Here is a 19,480-nt window from a genome sequence, read left to right on the forward strand (position 1 = left end):
CGCCCGGCGGGACACCCTCCCGCCATAACGATTATCGATATTATCGATTTTCGTTAAGGTATCGGATGCTGGTCCTCCCGTCAACGGACGCCCCGCGCGACGGCATCCGCTCCGCCCCGTCACCGACCGCCACGGGCGGTATGCCCACGGCGAACACGGGCATACCGGCTCGATGTGGTGGTTACTCTCGATGTACAAGCGCTTCACGCGTCTTCGCCCCGTGCGAATAAGGAGTCACAGCATGTTCGAGAGATTCACGGACCGAGCCCGTCGAGTGGTCGTCCTCGCCCAAGAAGAGGCGAAGATGCTCAACCACAACTACATCGGCACCGAGCACATCCTGCTCGGCCTCATCCACGAGGGCGAGGGCGTCGCCGCCAAGGCGCTCGAAAGCCTGGGCATCTCCCTTGACGCCGTCCGCGAGCAGGTCCAGGACATCATCGGCCAGGGTCAGCAGCAGCCGACCGGGCACATCCCGTTCACGCCGCGCGCCAAGAAGGTGCTCGAGCTCAGCCTCCGCGAGGCTCTGCAGCTCGGCCACAACTACATCGGCACCGAGCACATCCTGCTCGGCCTCATCCGCGAGGGCGAGGGCGTCGCCGCTCAGGTGCTCGTCAAGCTCGGCGCCGACCTGAACAAGGTGCGCCAGCAGGTCATCCAGCTGCTGTCGGGCGCCCCCGGTCGTGAGCCCGCCGCCGTCGGCGCGCAGACCAACGACTCGCAGGCCAGCGCCCAGGGCGGGTCGGCGGTGCTCGACCAGTTCGGCCGCAACCTCACGCAGGCCGCGCGCGACAACAAGCTCGACCCGGTCATCGGGCGCGAGAAGGAGGCGGAGCGGGTCATGCAGATCCTCTCCCGTCGCTCCAAGAACAACCCCGTCCTCATCGGCGAGCCCGGCGTCGGCAAGACCGCCGTCGTCGAGGGACTGGCGCAGGCCATCGTCAAGGGCGATGTCCCCGAGACGCTGAAGGACAAGCAGCTCTACTCGCTCGACCTCGGCTCGCTCATCGCCGGTTCCCGCTACCGCGGCGACTTCGAGGAGCGCCTGAAGAAGGTCACCAAGGAGATCCGCACGCGCGGCGACATCATCGTCTTCATCGACGAGATCCACACCCTCGTGGGTGCGGGTGCCGCCGAGGGCGCGATCGACGCCGCGTCGATCCTCAAGCCGCTCCTCGCCCGTGGAGAGCTCCAGACCATCGGTGCCACCACGCTCGACGAGTACCGCAAGCACTTCGAGAAGGATGCTGCGCTCGAGCGCCGCTTCCAGCCGGTGCAGGTCAACGAGCCGACGCTGCCGCACACGATCAACATCCTCAAGGGCCTGCGCGACCGCTACGAGGCGCACCACAAGGTGCAGATCACCGACGGCGCACTCGTGGCCGCGGCGAACCTCGCCGACCGCTACGTGTCCGACCGCTTCCTGCCCGACAAGGCGATCGACCTGATCGACGAGGCCGGCGCGCGTCTGCGCCTCAGCATCCTGTCGTCGCCGCCCGAGCTGCGCGAGTTCGACGAGAAGATCGCCGCGGTCCGCGAGCAGAAGGAGCTGGCCTCCGAGGAGCAGGACTTCGAGAAGGCGGCCTCGCTGCGCGACGAGGAGAAGAGCCTCCTCGCGGAGCGCCTGCGCCTCGAGAAGCAGTGGCGTTCGGGTGACGTCGCGACCTCCGCGGTCGTCGACGAGGGCCTGATCGCCGAGGTGCTCGCACAGGCCACCGGCATCCCCGTCTTCAAGCTCACCGAAGAGGAGTCCTCGCGTCTCGTCTTCATGGAGAAGGCCCTGCACCAGCGCGTCATCGGTCAGGAGGAGGCGATCGCCGCCCTCTCCAAGACGATCCGCCGCCAGCGCGCCGGCCTCAAGGACCCGAAGCGTCCCTCCGGCTCGTTCATCTTCGCCGGCCCCACGGGCGTCGGAAAGACCGAGCTCGCCAAGGCGCTCGCCGAGTTCCTGTTCGACGACGAAGCCGCCCTGATCTCGCTCGACATGAGCGAGTTCGGCGAGAAGCACACCGTCTCGCGTCTGTTCGGAGCCCCTCCCGGGTTCGTCGGATTCGAAGAGGGCGGCCAGCTCACCGAGAAGGTGCGTCGCAAGCCGTTCAGCGTGGTCCTGTTCGACGAGATCGAGAAGGCCCACCCGGACATCTTCAACTCGCTCCTGCAGATCCTCGAAGAGGGTCGCCTCACCGACGGTCAGGGTCGGATCGTGGACTTCAAGAACACGGTCATCATCATGACCACCAACCTCGGTGCACGCGACATCGCGGGCGGTCCCGTCGGCTTCCAGATCGAGGGCAGCAACGCCACGACCTACGAGCGCATGAAGGGCAAGGTCAACGAGGAGCTGAAGCGTCACTTCAAGCCCGAGTTCCTGAACCGCGTCGACGACATCATCGTGTTCCCGCAGCTCAACAAGGAGGAGCTGGTGCAGATCGTCGATCTGTTCACCAAGCGCCTCGGCGAGCGGCTGCTCGACCGCGACATGACGATCGAGCTGTCGCAGGCCGCGAAGGAGCGTCTCATCGAGATCGGCTTCGACCCGGCCCTCGGCGCCCGTCCGCTGCGCCGCGCGATGCAGCACGAGATCGAGGACCGTCTGTCGGAGAAGATCCTGCACGGCGAGCTCAACTCCGGCGACCACGTCAAGGTGGATGCCGCGGACGGCGAGTTCCAGTTCGAGCACGGCCCGCGCGGCGAGAAGGTCGCGGTCGGTGTGACCACCGGCGGCGAGATCACGGCCACCCCCGACCTGGCGGTCGCCAGCGGGGAGTGACCTCCCGATGAACGAAGGGGCGGATGCTGCGGCATCCGCCCCTTCGTCGTCCCCGGGACGGCCCGTGGAACTCCGACAGCGGGCGGGAAATCGGAGAGGAACAGGGCACCGTGCGGCGTGCCGCGACGAGACACGCCGGTGTGCGCGCTACCGGTCTGGGTTCTCCAAGAGGGCGGGCCGAGGTGTGCGACACCGTGTCGTGCGGGCGGGGTCCGGATTCGTGCGGAGGGTGGAAGTCGCGGCGTCGGCCAGCGGCTAGCATCGCAGGGACCTCGATCGAGCAGGAGGGTGCGATGGCGCACTGGGAACCGCGCGCAGCGGACGGACGCATCTTCTCCGGCGGCTGGCGCGAGCCCGGCGGCGGCACGGCGGCGGTGATCTCTCCCGGCGACGGCTTGCCCGTCGGCACCGTGGGCATCGCCGACGAGGCGGATGTCGAGCGCGCAGGTCTCCTCGCCGTCGACGCGCAGCGCGAGTGGGCGCGGTCGTCGTACCGCGTCAGAGCGGGCGTGCTCAGCCGGGCCGCCGAGGCGCTGCGCGAGATCCGCGCCGACGTCGAGCGCCTGCTCGTGCGCGAGAGCGGCTCCCTGCCGAGCAAGGCGAGCCACGAGGTGAGCAAGGCGATCGACGAGCTCGTCGAGGCCGCGAGCCTGGTGACGATGTCGCAGGGCGACGTTCTCCCCGTCGACGACCCCACGACCCTCGGCATCGCCCGCCGCATCCCCGTCGGGGTGGTCGGCGTGATCGCGCCGTGGAACGCCCCGCTCATGCTCGCGATCCGTTCCGTGGCGCCGGCGATCGCCCTCGGCAACGCCGTGATCGTGAAGCCCGACGTCAAGACCGCGTTCTCGGGCGGCGCCGTGATGGCCGAGATCTTCGAGAGGGCGGGGCTGCCGGACGGCATCCTGCACATCCTCCCCGGTGGACCCGAGACCGGCGAGGCCGTCGTGCGCTCCCCGCACACGAACGTCATCTCCTTCACCGGGTCGTCCGCCGCCGGTCGCCGGGTCGGCGAGGTCGCCGGTGGCCTGCTCAAGCGGGTCATCCTGGAGCTCGGCGGCAACAACGCGTTCATCGTGATGGCGGATGCCGACCTCGACCTGGCCGTCGCCAGCGGCATCGGCGGCTCCTTCCGCCACCAGGGGCAGATCTGCATGGCGACCGGTCGGCACCTCGTGCACGAGAGCATCGCCGACGAGTACGTCGAGCGGCTGCGGGCCGCGGCATCCGCCCTGCGCCTCGGCGACCCGCTCACCGACGGAACGACCCTCGGTCCGCTCATCACCACCGCCCAGGCGGAGCGCGTGCAGGGCATCGTCGACCAGGCCGTCGCCGACGGCGCGCGGGTCGTGCACGGCGGCACCCACGAGGGTGTCTTCTTCGCCCCGACGGTGCTGGACGGAGTGGATGCCGCGAACGCGGCGTTCCAGAGCGAGATCTTCGGCCCCGTCGCGCCGGTGACCCGGTTCGCCACGGAGGCGGAGGCACTGGCCCTCGCGAACGCGAGCGACTACGGCCTGTCCGCCGCGATCCACACGCGCGACATCGCCCGCGGTCTCGGCTTCGCCTCCCGGCTGCGCGCCGGCATGGTCGCGCTCAACGGGCAGACGATCTACGACGCCGCGCACATCCCCATGGGCGGGATCGGCGCCTCCGGCAACGGCGGGCGGCACGGCGGCCACTGGAACCTGGACGAGTTCACCTACTGGCAGTGGGTGACGGTCCCGACGCTCTCAGACTGAGACCCGGTCTGCGGACGGAGAGGGCGAGTCGCGCCGAGGGGGTCGACTCGCCCTCTTCCGTCGTTCCCGCGAGGGGCGTTTCGTCTCGCTGCGCTCGCTCGACGACCGGGGGCGCGCTCGCTCGACGACCGGGGCTGCTCTCGCTCGACGACCGAGGGGGCGGATGTGCGACATCGTGTCGGAGTCCGGGCCCGACTTTCGCGCCGCGGTCACGTATCGGGCGGGATTCCGCGAAATCTAGCCTGGGATTCCCGCAGTCGAGGAGGAGTCCGTGTCCGCATCCGTCAAGAGCCCCCGTGCCCCGCTGTCGCCGCTCGGCGACGACGCCTGGCCCGACTCCGTCGAGGTCCTGATCATGGGCGGCGGCCCTGTGGGCATGTCGTGCGCGATCCTGCTCGCCCAGCGCGGCATCGACGTGCTGCTCGTCGAGCGCCGCGACTTCGTGTTCCGCTTCCCCCGCGCGCACCTGCTCAACCCGCGCACCATGGAGGCGTTCCACGACATGCACGTGGCCGACGACATCTACGCCGCCACCCCCACGCACGACCGCTGGCGCAAGGCCGTCTGGTACACGACCGCGACCGGCCCCGGACGCTTCGACGGCATGAAGATCGGCGAGGTCCCCGCCTGGGGCGGCGGACCGGATGCCGAGCGCTACCGCTCCTCGAGCCCCCGGGCCTTCGCCAACATGCCGCAGCTGCGACTGGATCCGCTCATCCACCGCCACGCCGTGGTCGCGGCCCCCGGTCGCATCCGCAGCAGGCAGGAGGTCGTCGGCATCGAGCAGGATGCGGATGCCGCCGTCGTCTCGGTCCGCGATCTGGAGTCGGGGGAGCTGCGCACCGTGCGCGCCCGCTACGTGATCGCCGCGGACGGCGGGCGCGACAGCGCGGCCCTGCTCGGCGTCGAGATGGAGGGCCCGCGCGACATGCGCGAGGTCGTCAACTACCACGTCAGCATGGACCTCTCCGCGTGGTCGGAGCCCGATGCGCTGCTCGGCCACTTCATGCACCCCGCCGGGGGAGCGCGCCGCCGGGGCACGATCCAGGCACTCGGCCCTACCCACTACAACCGCGACGCGGAGGAGTGGCTGGTCTCCGTCGCCGCCTGGATGGTCGAGGGCGACCCCGATGACGAGGCGGCGCTGTTCGCGTCGATCCGCCGCATGCTAGGCCTCGCCGACGATCACGAGATCACCATGCACTCGATGACGCGCTGGAGCTACGACGCGCTCGTCGCGAAGCGCTTCCGCGAGGGGCGCGTGTTCCTCGCCGGCGACGCCGCGCACAAGCATCCTCCGACCGGCGGGCTCGGCCTCAACAGCGGCATCCAGGACGCGCAGAACCTGTGCTGGAAGCTGGCAGCGGTGCTCGACGGTCAGGCGACGGATGCTCTGCTCGACAGCTATCAGGCCGAGCGGAGGCCCACGGTCGCCTGGTACACGGCGCACTCGCTCGAGAACGCGAACCGGCATCCTCCGATCGCCGAGGCCCTGGGCTTCACCGACGACGAGGCCGAGGGCTTCCGCAGCCTCGAGGTCCTCGTGAGCGACACCCCCGAGGGGGTGGCGATGCGCGAGCGCGTGGCCGCGGAGGTCGGGCACAACGCCCACGACTACAGCCAGCTCGGCGTCGAGGCCGGGTACCACTACTGGGCGGGGGCGCTCGTGCCCGACGGCACCCCCGTGCCCGGCGACCCGTCGGATCCGGTGACGTTCCACGCGACATCGCGCCCTGGGCACCACCTTCCGCACGTGTGGCTCGCAGGGCAGGAGCGGGTCTCCTCGCACGACCTGATCGCGCCGGTCGGCCTGACGCTGCTCACCTCGGCATCCGCTGCTGAGCGGTGGACGGATGCCGTGGCCGCCGTCGAGACGAGCATGCCGATCACCGTCGCCGTGGTCGACGACGCCGACGAGGGCTGGGCGTCCGCGCGCCAGATCGACGCCGACGGCGCCCTCCTCGTGCGGCCCGACCGCAAGGTCGCGTGGCGTGCGTCGGCTCTTCCCGAGCACGCGGCATCCGCCCTCTCGGTCGCGCTCGCCGTGATCCTCCGCGGTGGCGATGCCCCCGCCGACGACCCCGCCGAGCCCTATCTGCGCCGCATCCGCGCCGCGGCCGACGTTCTCGTGCGCTGAGCCCTCCGCGGCGATCCGACACCGTGTCGGATCGCCGCGGAGGAGTTTCCCGCAGACCGCCGATCCCCGCCGCTCGCCGCTTCCGTAGCGTCGGAAGCGCGACGCGAACCCGCACCACCCTTCTGAAGGAGCTCCCGTGATCATCGACGTCCACGGCCACATGACCGCCCCGGATTCCTACTACGCGTGGAAGGCGTCGCTGCTGGCGGCCCGCGGATCGCACGGCGGCAAGCCCCCTGTCATCAGCGACGACGAGCTCATCGCCTCGTACCACGCGCCGCACCCGAGCTTCGGTCACGTGTCGCACCTCGACCACATCGACGGTGCGGGCATCGACCTGCAGCTGCTGTCGCCGCGCCCGTTCCACGCCATGCACTCGGAGCGTCCGACGAAGATCGTCGAGTGGTTCACGGCCGAGACGAACAACATCATCCACCGCACCACCGAGCTGTTCCCCGGACGCTTCCGCGGCATCGCCGGCATACCGCAGAGCCCGTACCTCACGGTCGAGCAGTGGCTGCCCGAGCTGCGCCGCGCGGTCACCGAGCTCGGCTTCGTCGGCGCCATGGTCAACTCCGACCCGTACGAGGGCACCGAGGTGCCGCCGGCGATGGGCGAGCGCTACTGGTACCCGCTGTACGAGGCGCTGTGCGAGCTCGACGTCCCGATGCTGCTGCACTCGGCCGGGTGCAAGTACCCTGCTCGCGAGCCGTACAGCCTGCACTTCATCCAGGAGGAGACGGTCTCGGTCTGGAGCATGATCCAGGCGAACGTGTTCGCGGACTTCCCCGACCTCAAGGTCATCGTCGCCCACGGCGGCGGGGCGATCCCGTACCAGATGGGCCGCTTCCTCCCCTCTGTGGTGCGCACGGGGGTCTCGTACCTCGACAAGCTCCGCAACTTCTACTTCGACTCCTGCCTTTACACGCAGGACAGCCTGGAGCTGCTCATGAAGGCCGTCGGCACCGACCGTGTGCTGTTCGGCTCGGAGAAGCCGGGCACCGGTTCGCAGATCGATCCCGCGACCGGTCGCTGGTTCGACGACATCCATCTGCTCATCGACGACATCGAGTGGCTCGACGCCGACCGTCGAGCCGACGTGCTCGAGAACAACGCCCGCAGCCTCTTCCGGCTCTGAGCATCCGCACTTCGAGAAGGGATCCCTCATGACCGAGATCGTCGCCGGATTCGGCACCTCGCACGGACCGCAGCTGAAGGCCGCGCCGCCCGCGGCGTGGGAGACGCGCGGCACCGCCGACCGCCGCAGCAAGGGCCTCAAGTTCCGCGGGGGCACCTACTCCTTCGAGGAGCTCGCGGCACTCCGCGAGGACTTCTCCGCCGAGATCACGCACGACGTGATGCAGCGCCGATGGGACAGCTGCCAGGCGTCGATGGACGACCTGTCGCGCTTCATCCACGAGCAGAAGGTCGACGTGCTCGTCATCATCTCCAGCGACCACAAGGAGACCTACGGAGACGAGTGGCTCGCGCCGTTCTCGGTCTTCTGGGGCGATGAGGTCGCGCACGTGCCCTACACGCAGGCGCAGCTCGACGAGATGGCGCCCGGTCTCGCCGAGGCGGCCCTGGGCGATGTCCCCGACCGCACCGTCATGCGTCCGACCCACCGCGGTCTCGGCAAGCACATCATCCAGTCCACGCAGGCAGACGACTTCGACACCGGCGCCACCGAGGTGATCCCCGCGGGCCGCTACGAGAACCACACGATCCCGCACGGCTTCGGCTTCATCTACCAGCGTTTCATGGGCCAGGAGTCCACGATCCCGATGGTGCCGATCTTCATCAACACCTTCTGGGAGCCGAACCCGCCGAGCGCCAAGCGCTGCTACGACTTCGGCCGCGCCGTCGGCCGCGCCATCCAGTCGTTCCCCGGCGACCTCCGCGTGGGCGTCGTCGCCTCGGGCGGCCTCAGCCACTTCGTGATCGACGAGAAGCTCGACGGCGAGTTCATCCAGGCCATGAAGGACCACGACGCCGACTACCTGACGTCGGTCCCCGCCGGCGAGATGATGTCGGGCGCGTCCGAGCTGCGCAACTGGATCGCCGTCGCCGGCATCGCCGACGAGGTCGGGCTGAACGTCACGCGCGTCGACTACGAGCCCTGCTACCGCACCGAGGCTGGCACCGGCAACGCCATGGGGTTCCTGACCTGGGAGCGCGCCTGAGATGACCGCATCCTCGGAGATCGTCGCGGCGCTGCGGATGCTCGACAGCTGCGCCGTCTCGGACGCCCTGGACACCCTGGGGCTGCCGGGGGCGGTGACGCCGCTGCATCCGATGTGGCCGGCGGGCCGCACGGTCGCCGGTCGGGTGCGCACGGTGACCGCCGCGCCCAAGGCCGCGGCGGGGCCGGCGACCCACATCGCCACCCCGCTCGTCGCCATCGCCGAGCCCGATGACGTCGTCGTCATCGACAACCACGCCCGCACGGACGTGTCGTGCTGGGGCGGCCTCCTGACGGAGGCCGCCGTGCAGCGCGGCGTCGCCGGGGTGATCGTCGACGGCGCCTGCCGTGACGTGCAGGAGAGCGAGGCCCTCGGGCTCCCGGTCTTCGCCCGCGCGGCGGTGCCCGTGAGCGCGCGCGGCCGCATCGTGCAGCAGGCGATGGACGAGCGTGTCCAGGTCGCCGGCGTCTCCGTCGCCTCGTTCGACTACGTGATCGCCGACGTCAACGGGGTCGTGTTCGTCACGGCATCCGACGCCGAGCGCGTCATCGCCCTCGCCCAGCGCATCGTCGACCGCGAGGCGCGCATGGCGGATGCCGTGCGCAGCGGCCGCGACGTGAGCGAGGTCATGCACGACTCCCAGTTCCCCACCGTCACCGCGGAGTGAGAAGAATGACCGACACCCTCATCGACCGGTTCGCCGCTCTCGGCACCGCCACCGTCTCCGACGCGCTCGACCGGCACGCGCGCCCCGGCAGCCTGCTCGGCATCGCGCCCCTCGCCGACGGCCAGCGCATGACCGGTCGCGCCTTCACCGTCCGCTACGTCAGCGCGCAGGTGCCCGCCGGCACCGTCGGCGACTTCATCGACCAGGTCGAGCCGGGGCAGGTCGTCGTGCTCGACAACGACGCACGCGTGGACTGCACGGTGTGGGGCGACATACTCACCGCCGTCGCGCACCACCGCGGCATCTCCGGCACCGTGATCGAGGGCGTCTGCCGCGACACGCACCGCGCCCTGTCGATCGGCTATCCGATCTACAGCCGCGGACGCTTCATGCGCACCGGCAAGGACCGCGTCGAGGTCGCCGAGGAGCAGGGGCCCGTCACGATCGGCGGGGTCACCGTGCGGCCGGGCGACATCCTGATCGGCGACTCGGACGGCGTCGTCGCGATCCCGCAGGACATCGAGGATGCCGTGCTGGAGACCGCGGAGATGATCCACGCCCGCGAGCAGTCCATCCTCGCCGCGGCCCTCGGCGGCGCCTCGATCGCCGAGGCGCGGGCGCGGTTCGGCTATCACGACCTCCAGCGGGCCGAGCAGTGATCGATCCGGACGCGGATGCCGCAGAGCTGCTGCGCCTCGGCACCGCCACCCTGTACGAGGCCTCGCGCAGCGACTGCTTCCTCGACGCGGCGTTCCGCCCGGCGTGGGACGGCGCGCAGCTCGTCGGCAGGGCCGTGCCCGTCTCGGCCCAGGCGGGCGACAACCTCGCACTGCACCACGGCATCGCGGCCGCCGGCGACGGCGACGTGCTCGTGGTCGACGGCGGGGGCGCCCCCTTCGGCTACTGGGGAGAGGTCATGGCGGTCGCGGCGCAGGCGCGCGGCATCCGTGGGCTGGTGATCGACGGCGGCGTGCGCGACACCGTGCAGCTCGCCGCGCTCGGGTTCCCCGCGTTCAGCACCGCGATCTCCATCCGCGGCACGATCAAGCAGTGGCCGGGAACGGTCGGGCTGCCGATCACGCTGCGCGGTCGCGTCATCCGCCGCGGCGACGTGATCGTCGCCGACCGCGACGGCGTCATCGCCCTCCCGGTCGACCGCTACGACGAGGTGCTCGCGGCATCCCGAGAGCGCGCGGAGAAGGAGGACGCCTACATGGCTCGCCTCCGCGAGGGCGAGCTGACCCTCGACGTGTACGACTTCCGGCGCCTCGGCGCGCCCATCACCCCGGCCTGAGAGCGCGCCGGTCACCCCGGCCCGAGAGGGAGAACATGACCCAGGAACTGGACGCCGACGTCCTCATCATCGGAGCGGGCCCCGTCGGCCTCGTCGCCGCCCTCGACCTGTCGGCCCGCGGCGTCTCGGTGATCGTCGTCGAGCAGCGCGAGTACCTCGAACCGCCGAACGTGAAGTGCAACCACGTCGCCTCGCGCACCATGGAGGCCTTCCGCCGCCTCGGCCTCGCCGCCGAGATCCGCGCGGCCGGGCTCCCCGCCGACTACCCGCAGGACGTCGCCTTCCGCACCGCCCTCACGGGGCGCGAACTCGCCCGCATCCCGATCCCCGCGAGCGGAGAGCGGTACACATCGACCATCGGGCCCGACACCTCGTGGAACACCCCCGAACCCCCGCACCGCATCAACCAGACCTTCCTGGAGCCGATCCTCGCGCGGCACGCGGCGGAAGCCCCCGGCGTCACGCTGCTCAACCGGACCCTGTTCCACACGCTCTCCCAGGACGAGGAGTCCGTGTCGATCGTCGTCTCCGACCTCGACGGCGCGAACGAGCGCACCCTCCGAGGGCGCCACCTCATCGGCGCCGACGGCGGACGCTCGAACGTGCGCAAGCAGATCGGCGCGACGCTCAGCGGCGACCCGGTGCTGCAGCACGTGCAGTCCACCTGCATCCGCTCCGCCGACCTGTACCGGCGCATGACCGCGGACGAGCCGCGCGCCTGGGGGTACTACACCTTCAACGCGCGCCGCCTCGGCCACGTGTACGCGATCGACGGTCGTGAGACCTTCCTCGTGCACACGTACCTGTCGCCCGACGAGGCCGCAGCGGAGGGATCGGTGGACAGGGATGCCGCGATCCGCGCGATCCTCGGCGTCGACGAGGACTTCGCGTACGAGGCCGTCTCGAAGGAGGACTGGGTGGCGCGGCGCCTGCTCGCCGACCGGTTCCGCGACCGCCGCGTGTTCCTCGCCGGAGACGCCACGCACCTGTGGGTGCCGTTCGCCGGCTTCGGCATGAACGCCGGGATCGCCGACGTGCTCAACCTCACGTGGGCGCTCGGCGCGCACCTGAACGGATGGGCGGATGCCGGCATCCTCGACGCGTACGAGGCCGAGCGCCGCCCGATCACCGAGCAGGTCTCGCACTTCGCGATGAACCACCAGCAGAAGCTCGCGAAGCCCTCGCTGCCCGACGCCCTGGAGGACGACACGGAGGAGGGCGCCGCGGCGCGGGCGTCCTTCGGCGCTGCCGTGCATGCGCTGAACGAGCCGCAGTTCGCCGCCGCGGGGCTCAACTACGGCTACGTCTACGACGCCTCGCCGATCATCGACTACGACGGCGAGGAGGCCCCCGGGTACTCGATGGGCGCGTACACGCCGTCGACCGTGCCCGGATGCCGTGCCCCGCACTTCCGCCTCGCCGACGGGACCTCGTTCTACGACCTGCTCACCAGCGGCTACACGCTCGTCGCCCGGCCGGGGGCCGACGGCTCCGCGCTCGCCGCCCTCGCCGCTGAGGCGGAGCGCCGCGGCATCCCGTTCGCCGTCGTCGACGGGTCCACCGCTCCCACCGAGTACCGTTTCCCGCTCACGCTCGTGCGGCAGGACCAGCACGTGGTGTGGCGCGGCGAGGGAGCGGATGCCGCGGCATCCGCCGAGCTGTGGGATCTCCTCCGCGGCGCGGTCGCCGCGCGCTCGGGACTCGACGCATGCTCGGGAGGAGAAGTCTTGTTCGGGAGGAGTCTTGGCGGGGATTCCTCCTCCTGAGCGTGAGTTCTCCTCCCGAGGGTGAGTTCTCCTCCCGAACGTGTGATGGGGGTCTTGCCGCGGTGCTGGATGTGCTTTCGCGTGCTCGGGAGGAGAAATCCTGTTCGGGAGGAGTGCTGGCGGGGATTCCTCCTCCCGAGGGTGAGTTCTCCTCCCGAGGGTGCGTTCTCCTCCCGAGCGTGTGATGGGGGTCTTGCCGCGGTGCTGGATGTGCTTTCGCGTGCTCGGGAGGAGAAATCCTGTTCGGGAGGAGTGCTGGCGGGGATTCCTCCTCCCGAGGGTGCGTTCTCCTCCCGAACGTGGGACGGGGCTCGCCTCGGGTTTGGAAGTGCTTTCGCGTGTCGGGAGGAGAAGTCTTGTTCGGGAGGAGTCTTGGCGGGGATTCCTCCTCCCGAGGGTGAGTTCTCCTCCCGAGCGTGAGTTCTCCTCCCGAGCGTGAGTTCTCCTCCCGAGCGCGCGTTCTCCTCCCGAACGGGAGGCGGAGCGGTCAGCGGCGGATGACCTTCGTCGCGGCCATCGCCTTCAGCCCCTCGACGCCGAACTCGAGGCCGTAGCCCGAGGCCTTCGTGCCGCCGAAGGGGATGGAGGGGTCGACGCCGCCGTGCTGGTTGATCCACACGGTGCCGGCGTCGAGGCGCTCGGCGACCGCCGTGGCGGCATCCGCATCCGCTCCCCAGACCGAGGCGCCGAGTCCCTGCTCGGTGCCGTTGGCGCGGCGGATCGCGTCGTCCACGTCGGAGTAGCGGATGACGGGGAGCACCGGGCCGAACTGCTCCTCGGCGACGACCGCGGCATCGTCGTCGACGTCGGCGACGATGGTCGGGCGGTAGAAGAGCGGTCCGAGCTCGGGTGCGGGTTCGCCGCCGGTGACGATGCGGGCTCCGCGGTCGCGGGCGTCGTCGACGAGTCGCGCGACGATGTCGAACTGCGCGGGGTTCTGCACAGGGCCGAGCCTGTTCGACTTGTCGTGGCCCGAGCCGATCGGCGCCGCCTCGGCCCTGGCGGCGAGGGCGGCGACGGTCTCCTCGTACACGGAGTCGTGCACGTAGAGGCGCTTGAGGGCGGCGCACACCTGCCCGGTGTTCATGAACGCGCCCCAGAACAGGGTGTCGGCGACGGCCTCGACATCCGTTCCCGGCAGCACGATTCCCGCGTCGTTGCCGCCGAGCTCCAGGGTGAGGCGCGCGAGATTCGCCGCGGAGCTCTCGACGATGCGCCGCCCGGTGGCGGTCGATCCGGTGAACACGATCTTCGCGATGTCGGGGTGCGAGGCGAGGGCGGCTCCCACCTCGCGGTCGCCGGAGACCGCCGTGACGACCCCGGCCGGAAGGTGGCGGTTCAGGATCTCGACGAGGGCGAGGACGCTGAGCGGGGTGTTCTCCGAGGGCTTGATGACCACGGTGTTGCCCATCCGCAGCGCGGGGGCGAGGTGCCACACCGCGATCATGACCGGGAAGTTCCAGGGACCGATCGAGGCGACGACGCCGAGAGGCACGTAGTGCAGCTCGGCCCCCGCGCCCAGCTGCTGCGGTTCGAGCACGGTGTCCGCCGCGCCGCGGAGCCAGTGCGCCGCACCGTGCGCCTCTCCGGCTCCGGCGACCTTGCCCTGCTCGTGCGTGATGATCTCGCCGAGCTCGTCGGCGTGCGCGTCGATGTCGTCGGCGGCGAGGCGCATCAGCCGCGCGCGCTCGGCGTGCCCGAGGGCGGCCCAGGCGGGCTGTGCTGCGGATGCCGCGGCGATCGCCGCATCGAGATCGGCGACGGTCTGCACCGGGGCGTGGCCGATGACCTCGCGGGTGGCGGCGTCGAGGATCGGGCGGCCGAGGGCGGGGTCGGCGCTGACGGTGGTGAGGAGGGCGTTCATGTCTGGTTCCTTCCCCCGGCGGTCGCCGGGTGGGGCGTGCGGATGGGGTCAGCGGAGCCCGGCGAGCGTCGCCACTCGCAGGGCGGTGTGCAGTTCGCGGCGGACGAAGCCGTCGGCGAGATCGACGTCGGCGATGGCGCGGACGCGGTCGAGTCGGTAGTACAGCGTGCTGCGGTGCACGTGCAGCTCCTGGGCGGTGCGCTGCGCGTCGCAGCCGAAGTCGAGGTAGGCCTCCAGGGTCTGGGCGAGATCGGGACCGGACTGCGCGTCGAGGATGCGCCGCACCGGCTCGGGGAGGTCGCCGAGCGCGAGTTTCTCCAGCGGGAGCTGCAGCAGCACCCTGTCGAGTCCGAGGTCGCTCCAGTGCACGACGCGTCCCCTGGTCGGATCGATCGCGGCCCCTCGTGCGGCGATGCGCGCTTCGCGTCGGGAGCGGTGCGCCTCGGCGAGCGGTGCGTGCGCGCCGCCGACCCCTGCGCGAAGGCCGGTGAACGCCGGCTGCGCGAGGAGGGCGGTGAGGCGCTCGTGGTCGATCTCGTAGGGGACGACGAGCACGGCCTCGCCGTCGACCACCGTGCCGACGGCCTTCAGGGTGGGGAAGACGGGGATGCCGGAGAGCGCACGGTCGAGCACGAGCCGCAGGGCTGCGGAGCCCGGATCGACGGTGGGCGGCGCCGAGATCGTGATGACGGTGTAGTGCGGCACGGGGGAGATGAGGCCGCCCGTGAGCAGCTCGTCGGCGGCTCTCGTGCGCTGCTCGGCGTCGCCGTCGAGGAGCGCGGTGAGGAGTCGGAGCGCACGGTCCTCGTCTTCCCTGTTGCCGAGAGCCATGGCGGCGAGGGTCACGCCGATGCGGTCGCGGGAGGAGCGGATGACGTCGTCTTCGGCGAGCTCCTCGTCGGGTGTCTCCTCGGGGATCGTCGAGGAGACGTAGCCGACGAGATGTCCGTCGTGCCGCACGGGGGCGACGTGCCTGGTCAGACCGCCGTCCATCGGGGGGATGCGGACGGGGCCGTCGGCGTGGCCGACGCGGTACTCGCGGATCGACTCGCGCGCACGGGAGGAGCCCTTGTGCGCGAGGATGATCGCCAGCCTGGCGTGGTCGACGTCGCGGTCGTGCACGCTGAAGGCGATGACGTTGAAATCGACGTCGAACACGATGATGGGTCGTCCGAGTCGGTCGGCGTACGCCTGGACCTGTCCTTCGAGATTCATCGTCCACCTCTCCGTGCGCCGCGATGCGCATCTCTTCCGTTCCTCCGCGCCGTGGATCGGATGCCGGAGAACCGGCCGACTTGTCGCGCAGCGGAGATTAGATCTATATTCATTATAGTCAATTACACGAGAGGCGACCAGTATGGCGAAGATGACAGGCGGCGACGCGCTCACCCAGGCTCTGATCAGCGAGGGGACCGACACGGTGTTCGGCATCCCCGGAGTCCAGCTCGACGGCCTCACCGACGGCATGTACCGCCGCCAGGACGAGGTGCACCTGATGGTGCCGCGGCACGAGCAGAGCACCACCTACATGGCAGACGGCTATCACCGTGTCACCGGGCGCCCCGGCGTCGCGATGGTGGTCCCCGGGCCCGGCGTCCTCAACGCGGGTGCGGGCATGGCCACCGCCTACGCGTGCTCCTCGCAGGTCATGCTGCTCGCCGGCACCATCCCGTCGACGCTCGTCGGCTCGGGTCTCGGCGCCCTGCACGAGATCCCGAAGCAGAGCGAGACCATCGAGGGCCTCACCAAGTGGACGGCACGGCCGACGCGCGCCGAGGAGATCCCCGAGCTCGTGCACGAGGGCTTCCGCCAGATGCGCACGGGGCGACCCCGTCCCGTCGCGCTCGAGCTCGGCCCCGACCTCCTGCACGCCGAGATCGACGTCGAGGTGGGGGAGCCGTTCGCCGTCGAGGCGCCGGTCGCACCGGAAGACGGGGTGGCCGAGATCGCCGCGCTGCTGCGTGCGAGCCGCCGACCGGTCATCCACGTGGGCGGCGGCGTCCGCGGGCAGCGCGCCTTCGAGCTGCTGTCGCGCCTCGCCGAGATGCTCGACGCGCCCGTCGTGATGAGCGAGAACGGCCGCGGAGCCATCGACGCGCGTGACCCGCACGCGCTCCCCGCGTTCTCCCTGTGGGAGCTGCGCGAGTCGGCGGATGCCGTCGTCTCCTTCGGCAGCCGCTTCCTCACCCCGTTCGGTCAGCAGCTGAACGTCGGCGAGGCCCGCCTCGCGCTCGTGAACGTCGATCCCGAGGACCTGCGGGCTCCGCGTCGCCCCGACATCTCCGTGAACGCCGACGCCACCGCCGTGCTCGCGGCCCTCGTCGAGCGGCTGCAGCCGCAGGAGGGCTGGGGTGCGGAGATCGCCCGCCTCCGTGCGGAGGGTGAGGCCCGCGTCCGCGAGCAGGTCGCTCCGCAGATGGCGTTCGTCGATGCGATCCGCGCCGCGCTGCCGGCCGACGGCATCTTCGTGAACGAGCTCACCCAGATCGGCTACGTCTCCACCTACGGCTTCCCGGTGCAGGCGCCGCGCTCCTACGTGTGGCCGGGCTATCAGGGCACGCTCGGCTACGCCATGCCCACGGCGCTGGGCGCCGCGGTCGGCGCGGGCAACCGCCCCGTGGTCGTCGTCACCGGCGACGGCGGCATCGGCTGGTCGCTGCAGGAGTTCGCCACAGCAAAGAAGTACGGCATCCCTCTCATCACGGTGCTGTTCGAGGACAGCAGGTTCGGAAACGTGTGGCGCATCCAGCGCGACACCTACGGGGGGCGCTTCATCGGCTCAGACCTCACGAACCCAGACTTCGAGCTGCTCGCGATGGCGTTCGGCATCGACTTCTCGCTCGCACAGGATGCGGATGCCGTGCAGCGGGCGATCGGCGAGGCGATCCTGAACGGGCGGCCCGCGGTCATCAAGGTGCCCGTCGACGTGTTCCCGTCGCCGTGGGGATTCATCCACGAGCGCAAGCGCTGACCCATGACGGCGGGGTCCGGTCGCGCCGGTCCCCGCCGTCTCCGGGGCGTCATAGATGCTCCGGAACAGAGGGTGATCAATATAATCGATCGCCGGGTGCGCGCTCCGTCTGCGTGCGTCTACTGTGTAGACACGCGTGCGCTCGGTGCGTCGTCACGGGAAACGAAGGGGGTGCGCGGTGTCGCAGATCACGAATGCCGCCGTCGCGGTGCAGGTCGCCCGCGCGCTGGAGCAGGAGATCACGACGGAGGCCTGGAAGCCCGGTCACTTCATCGGGCGGCGGCAGGAGCTCTCCGCACGGTTCGGCGTCGCCCCGGCCACCCTCGGCGAGGCCATCCAGCTGCTGCGCTCGCGGGGCATCGTCGACGCCAAGCCCGGCCCCGGCGGCGGCATCTTCGTCGCCGACCGCTCGCCGTTCACCCAACTCAGCGACCAGCTGCTGCGGCTGCGGGAGAGCACGGCGACCGTCACGAACTGCCTGCGGGTCCTCGATGCGCTGGACAGCACGATCCTGCACGACGCCGTGGAGTTCGCCACGGATGCCGACATCGCCGAGGTGCAGCGCTGCGCCGACGCGCTGAAGGCCGCGTGGGGCACGCCGGAGGCGTCGAACGCCAACTGGGCGCTGCACGCGCGCATCGCGCGCATCACTCCGAACGAGCTGCTCCGGAGCCTCTACACGAACCTCGTCGACTACATCATCGTGGAGGAGCTGGAGGGCGCGACGGCGCCGACCACGCCCGAGCGGCTGCAGACCCATCTCGACTTCGCCGCCGCCGTCGCCCGTCGCGATCATGCGCTCGCCTCGTCGGCGGTCGAGCGTCACCGCGGCTCGTCGATGGCGGCCGTCCTGTCCTGATATCCCGGGCTTCCCGAGCCTGAGATCCGCCCCTGGAGGGTTGACAGGGGAGGTCCGTTTCAATAATGTTCATATTCAATATTGATAATTGCCCTCGCCCCGAGGAGGCGCCCCTATGACTCTCGAGTTCCGCAGCGTGATCGACAAGATGCTGGCCGCTCCCAACCGTCCCGCCCGCGTCTCCCTGCCCCCCATCCGGCTCTCCCAGAACGAGATGCCCTGGGAGCCGGCGCCGGTGATCGTCGACGCCATGGAGAAGGCGGCCCGCTCGACGCACCGCTACCCCGACTACCACCGCACCGCCGCCCGTGCGACCGTCGCCGACGCCATGGGGCTCGACGTCGAGCGCATCGCGATCGACAACGGCTCCGGGTCCCTGCTGCACGGGCTGGCCCGCCTCGTGTGCGAGCCCGGAGTGCACGGCGTCTACTGCTGGCCCTCCTTCGAGGCCTACCCCGCGGCCCTCGCGCTCGCCGGTGCGCAGAGCACCCCCGTGGCACTCGCCGAGGACGGCGCGATGGACGTCGCGGCCATGGCCGCCGCGATCACGCCCGAGACGCGCATCGCGTACCTCTGCAACCCGAACAACCCCACCGGCGGGTTCGTCGACGCCGACGGCATCCGCTCCTTCCTCCGCGACGTGCCGTCGACCGTCCTCGTCGTGCTCGACGAGGCGTACCGCGAGTTCGTCACCGTCGAGCCCCTCGAGGCGACGACCGCACTGCTCGACGAGTTCCCCAACCTCGTCATCCTGCGCACGCTGTCGAAGTCGCACGGGCTCGCCGGCATCCGCGCCGGGTACGCGGCCGCCTCCCCTCGTATCGCCGAGGCGCTGCGCCGCACCTCCGTCGGCTTCGCGCTGAACAGCGTCGCCGAGGCTGCGGTCATCGCCGCGTTCAGCCCGGCGGGGGAGGCCGTCGCCGCCGAGCGCATCGCGGTGATCGTCGCGGAGCGGGAGCGGATGCAGGAGGCGCTGCGCGCCGGCGGGGTCTCGTTCCTGCCGAGCCAGTCGAACTTCCTGTTCGTGCACGGCGACGCCGACGAGCTGCTGGAGCGCTTCGAGGCGCAGGGCGTGCTCGCCCGGCCCTTCCCGCACGCGGGGGGCGTTCGCGTCACCGTCGGCCTCCCGGCCGAGAACGACGCCGCACTCGCCGCCCTGCTCTGACCCTCGCGGCTCGATGCCGACCCCCGTCCGACACAGTGTCGGAGGCGGGGGAGAGGACTTCG

The 19,480-nt window shown here is 70.7% G+C and carries 14 protein-coding genes; 12 read left to right on the plus strand and 2 right to left on the minus strand.

Going from position 1 to position 19,480, the window contains the following annotated elements; translation table 11 throughout:
• Nucleotides 1–241: 241 nt before the first annotated feature.
• The 9 genes from LC438_RS03535 to LC438_RS03575 all read left to right on the plus strand — a co-directional run bounded on the left by LC438_RS03535 (nt 242) and on the right by LC438_RS03575 (nt 12,559).
• Nucleotides 242–2,770 carry an ATP-dependent Clp protease ATP-binding subunit gene (locus tag LC438_RS03535; RefSeq protein ID WP_105672917.1) on the plus strand — a complete coding sequence of 843 codons (2,529 nt, stop codon included), beginning with the start codon at nt 242–244 and terminating at the stop codon, nt 2,768–2,770.
• Between the two features lie 293 nt (nt 2,771–3,063).
• Nucleotides 3,064–4,512 (plus strand): aldehyde dehydrogenase family protein, encoded by a 1,449-nt coding sequence (locus LC438_RS03540; protein WP_223585864.1) that lies wholly within the window; start codon nt 3,064–3,066, stop codon nt 4,510–4,512.
• Between the two features lie 271 nt (nt 4,513–4,783).
• Nucleotides 4,784–6,649, plus strand: coding sequence for an FAD-dependent monooxygenase (locus LC438_RS03545; RefSeq protein ID WP_223585865.1), 1,866 nt, complete (start codon nt 4,784–4,786; stop codon nt 6,647–6,649).
• Nucleotides 6,650–6,785: 136 nt separating this feature from the next.
• On the plus strand, nt 6,786–7,787 hold the full coding sequence (locus tag LC438_RS03550) for an amidohydrolase family protein (RefSeq protein ID WP_105672914.1): 1,002 nt from the start codon (nt 6,786–6,788) through the stop codon (nt 7,785–7,787).
• Between the two features lie 28 nt (nt 7,788–7,815).
• Nucleotides 7,816–8,832: a hypothetical protein gene (locus LC438_RS03555; protein WP_105672913.1), complete on the plus strand. Its 1,017-nt coding sequence runs from the start codon at nt 7,816–7,818 to the stop codon at nt 8,830–8,832.
• Nucleotide 8,833: 1 nt separating this feature from the next.
• Complete coding sequence (locus LC438_RS03560; RefSeq protein ID WP_223585866.1) at nt 8,834–9,499, plus strand: RraA family protein; 666 nt, start codon at nt 8,834–8,836, stop codon at nt 9,497–9,499.
• A gap of 5 nt (nt 9,500–9,504) precedes the next feature.
• Entirely contained in the window at nt 9,505–10,158 is a 654-nt protein-coding gene (locus LC438_RS03565) for an RraA family protein (RefSeq protein ID WP_223585867.1), read from the plus strand.
• Nucleotides 10,155–10,793, plus strand: a complete 639-nt coding sequence (locus LC438_RS03570) for a 4-carboxy-4-hydroxy-2-oxoadipate aldolase/oxaloacetate decarboxylase (protein WP_105672910.1) — start codon at nt 10,155–10,157, stop codon at nt 10,791–10,793. The genes LC438_RS03565 and LC438_RS03570 overlap by 4 nt, the downstream gene beginning before the upstream one ends.
• Nucleotides 10,794–10,828: 35 nt before the next feature.
• Nucleotides 10,829–12,559 (plus strand): FAD-dependent oxidoreductase, encoded by a 1,731-nt coding sequence (locus LC438_RS03575; protein WP_223585868.1) that lies wholly within the window; start codon nt 10,829–10,831, stop codon nt 12,557–12,559.
• Between the two features lie 487 nt (nt 12,560–13,046).
• Here LC438_RS03575 and LC438_RS03580 read toward each other — a convergent pair whose 3' ends face one another.
• The gene (locus LC438_RS03580) at nt 13,047–14,423 is read right to left on the minus strand and encodes an aldehyde dehydrogenase family protein (protein ID WP_223585869.1); all 1,377 of its coding nucleotides are present in this window, start codon (nt 14,421–14,423) and stop codon (nt 13,047–13,049) included.
• Nucleotides 14,424–14,471: 48 nt separating this feature from the next.
• Entirely contained in the window at nt 14,472–15,638 is a 1,167-nt protein-coding gene (locus LC438_RS03585) for a CdaR family transcriptional regulator (RefSeq protein WP_105672907.1), read from the minus strand.
• Nucleotides 15,639–15,780: 142 nt separating this feature from the next.
• Between LC438_RS03585 and LC438_RS03590 the strand changes: the two genes are divergently transcribed.
• The 3 genes from LC438_RS03590 (at nt 15,781) to LC438_RS03600 (ending at nt 19,418) form a co-directional block, all read left to right on the plus strand.
• The gene (locus LC438_RS03590; RefSeq protein WP_223585870.1) at nt 15,781–17,394 is read left to right on the plus strand and encodes a thiamine pyrophosphate-binding protein; all 1,614 of its coding nucleotides are present in this window, start codon (nt 15,781–15,783) and stop codon (nt 17,392–17,394) included.
• 178 nt (nt 17,395–17,572) lie between these two features.
• Nucleotides 17,573–18,253, plus strand: a complete 681-nt coding sequence (locus tag LC438_RS18725) for a FadR/GntR family transcriptional regulator (protein ID WP_105672905.1) — start codon at nt 17,573–17,575, stop codon at nt 18,251–18,253.
• Between the two features lie 115 nt (nt 18,254–18,368).
• Nucleotides 18,369–19,418 (plus strand): histidinol-phosphate transaminase, encoded by a 1,050-nt coding sequence (locus LC438_RS03600; protein ID WP_223585871.1) that lies wholly within the window; start codon nt 18,369–18,371, stop codon nt 19,416–19,418.
• Nucleotides 19,419–19,480: the final 62 nt, after the last annotated feature.

This window comes from Microbacterium sp. OVT16B (genome assembly GCF_019969705.1).
GTDB classification, from domain to species: domain Bacteria; phylum Actinomycetota; class Actinomycetes; order Actinomycetales; family Microbacteriaceae; genus Microbacterium; species Microbacterium natoriense.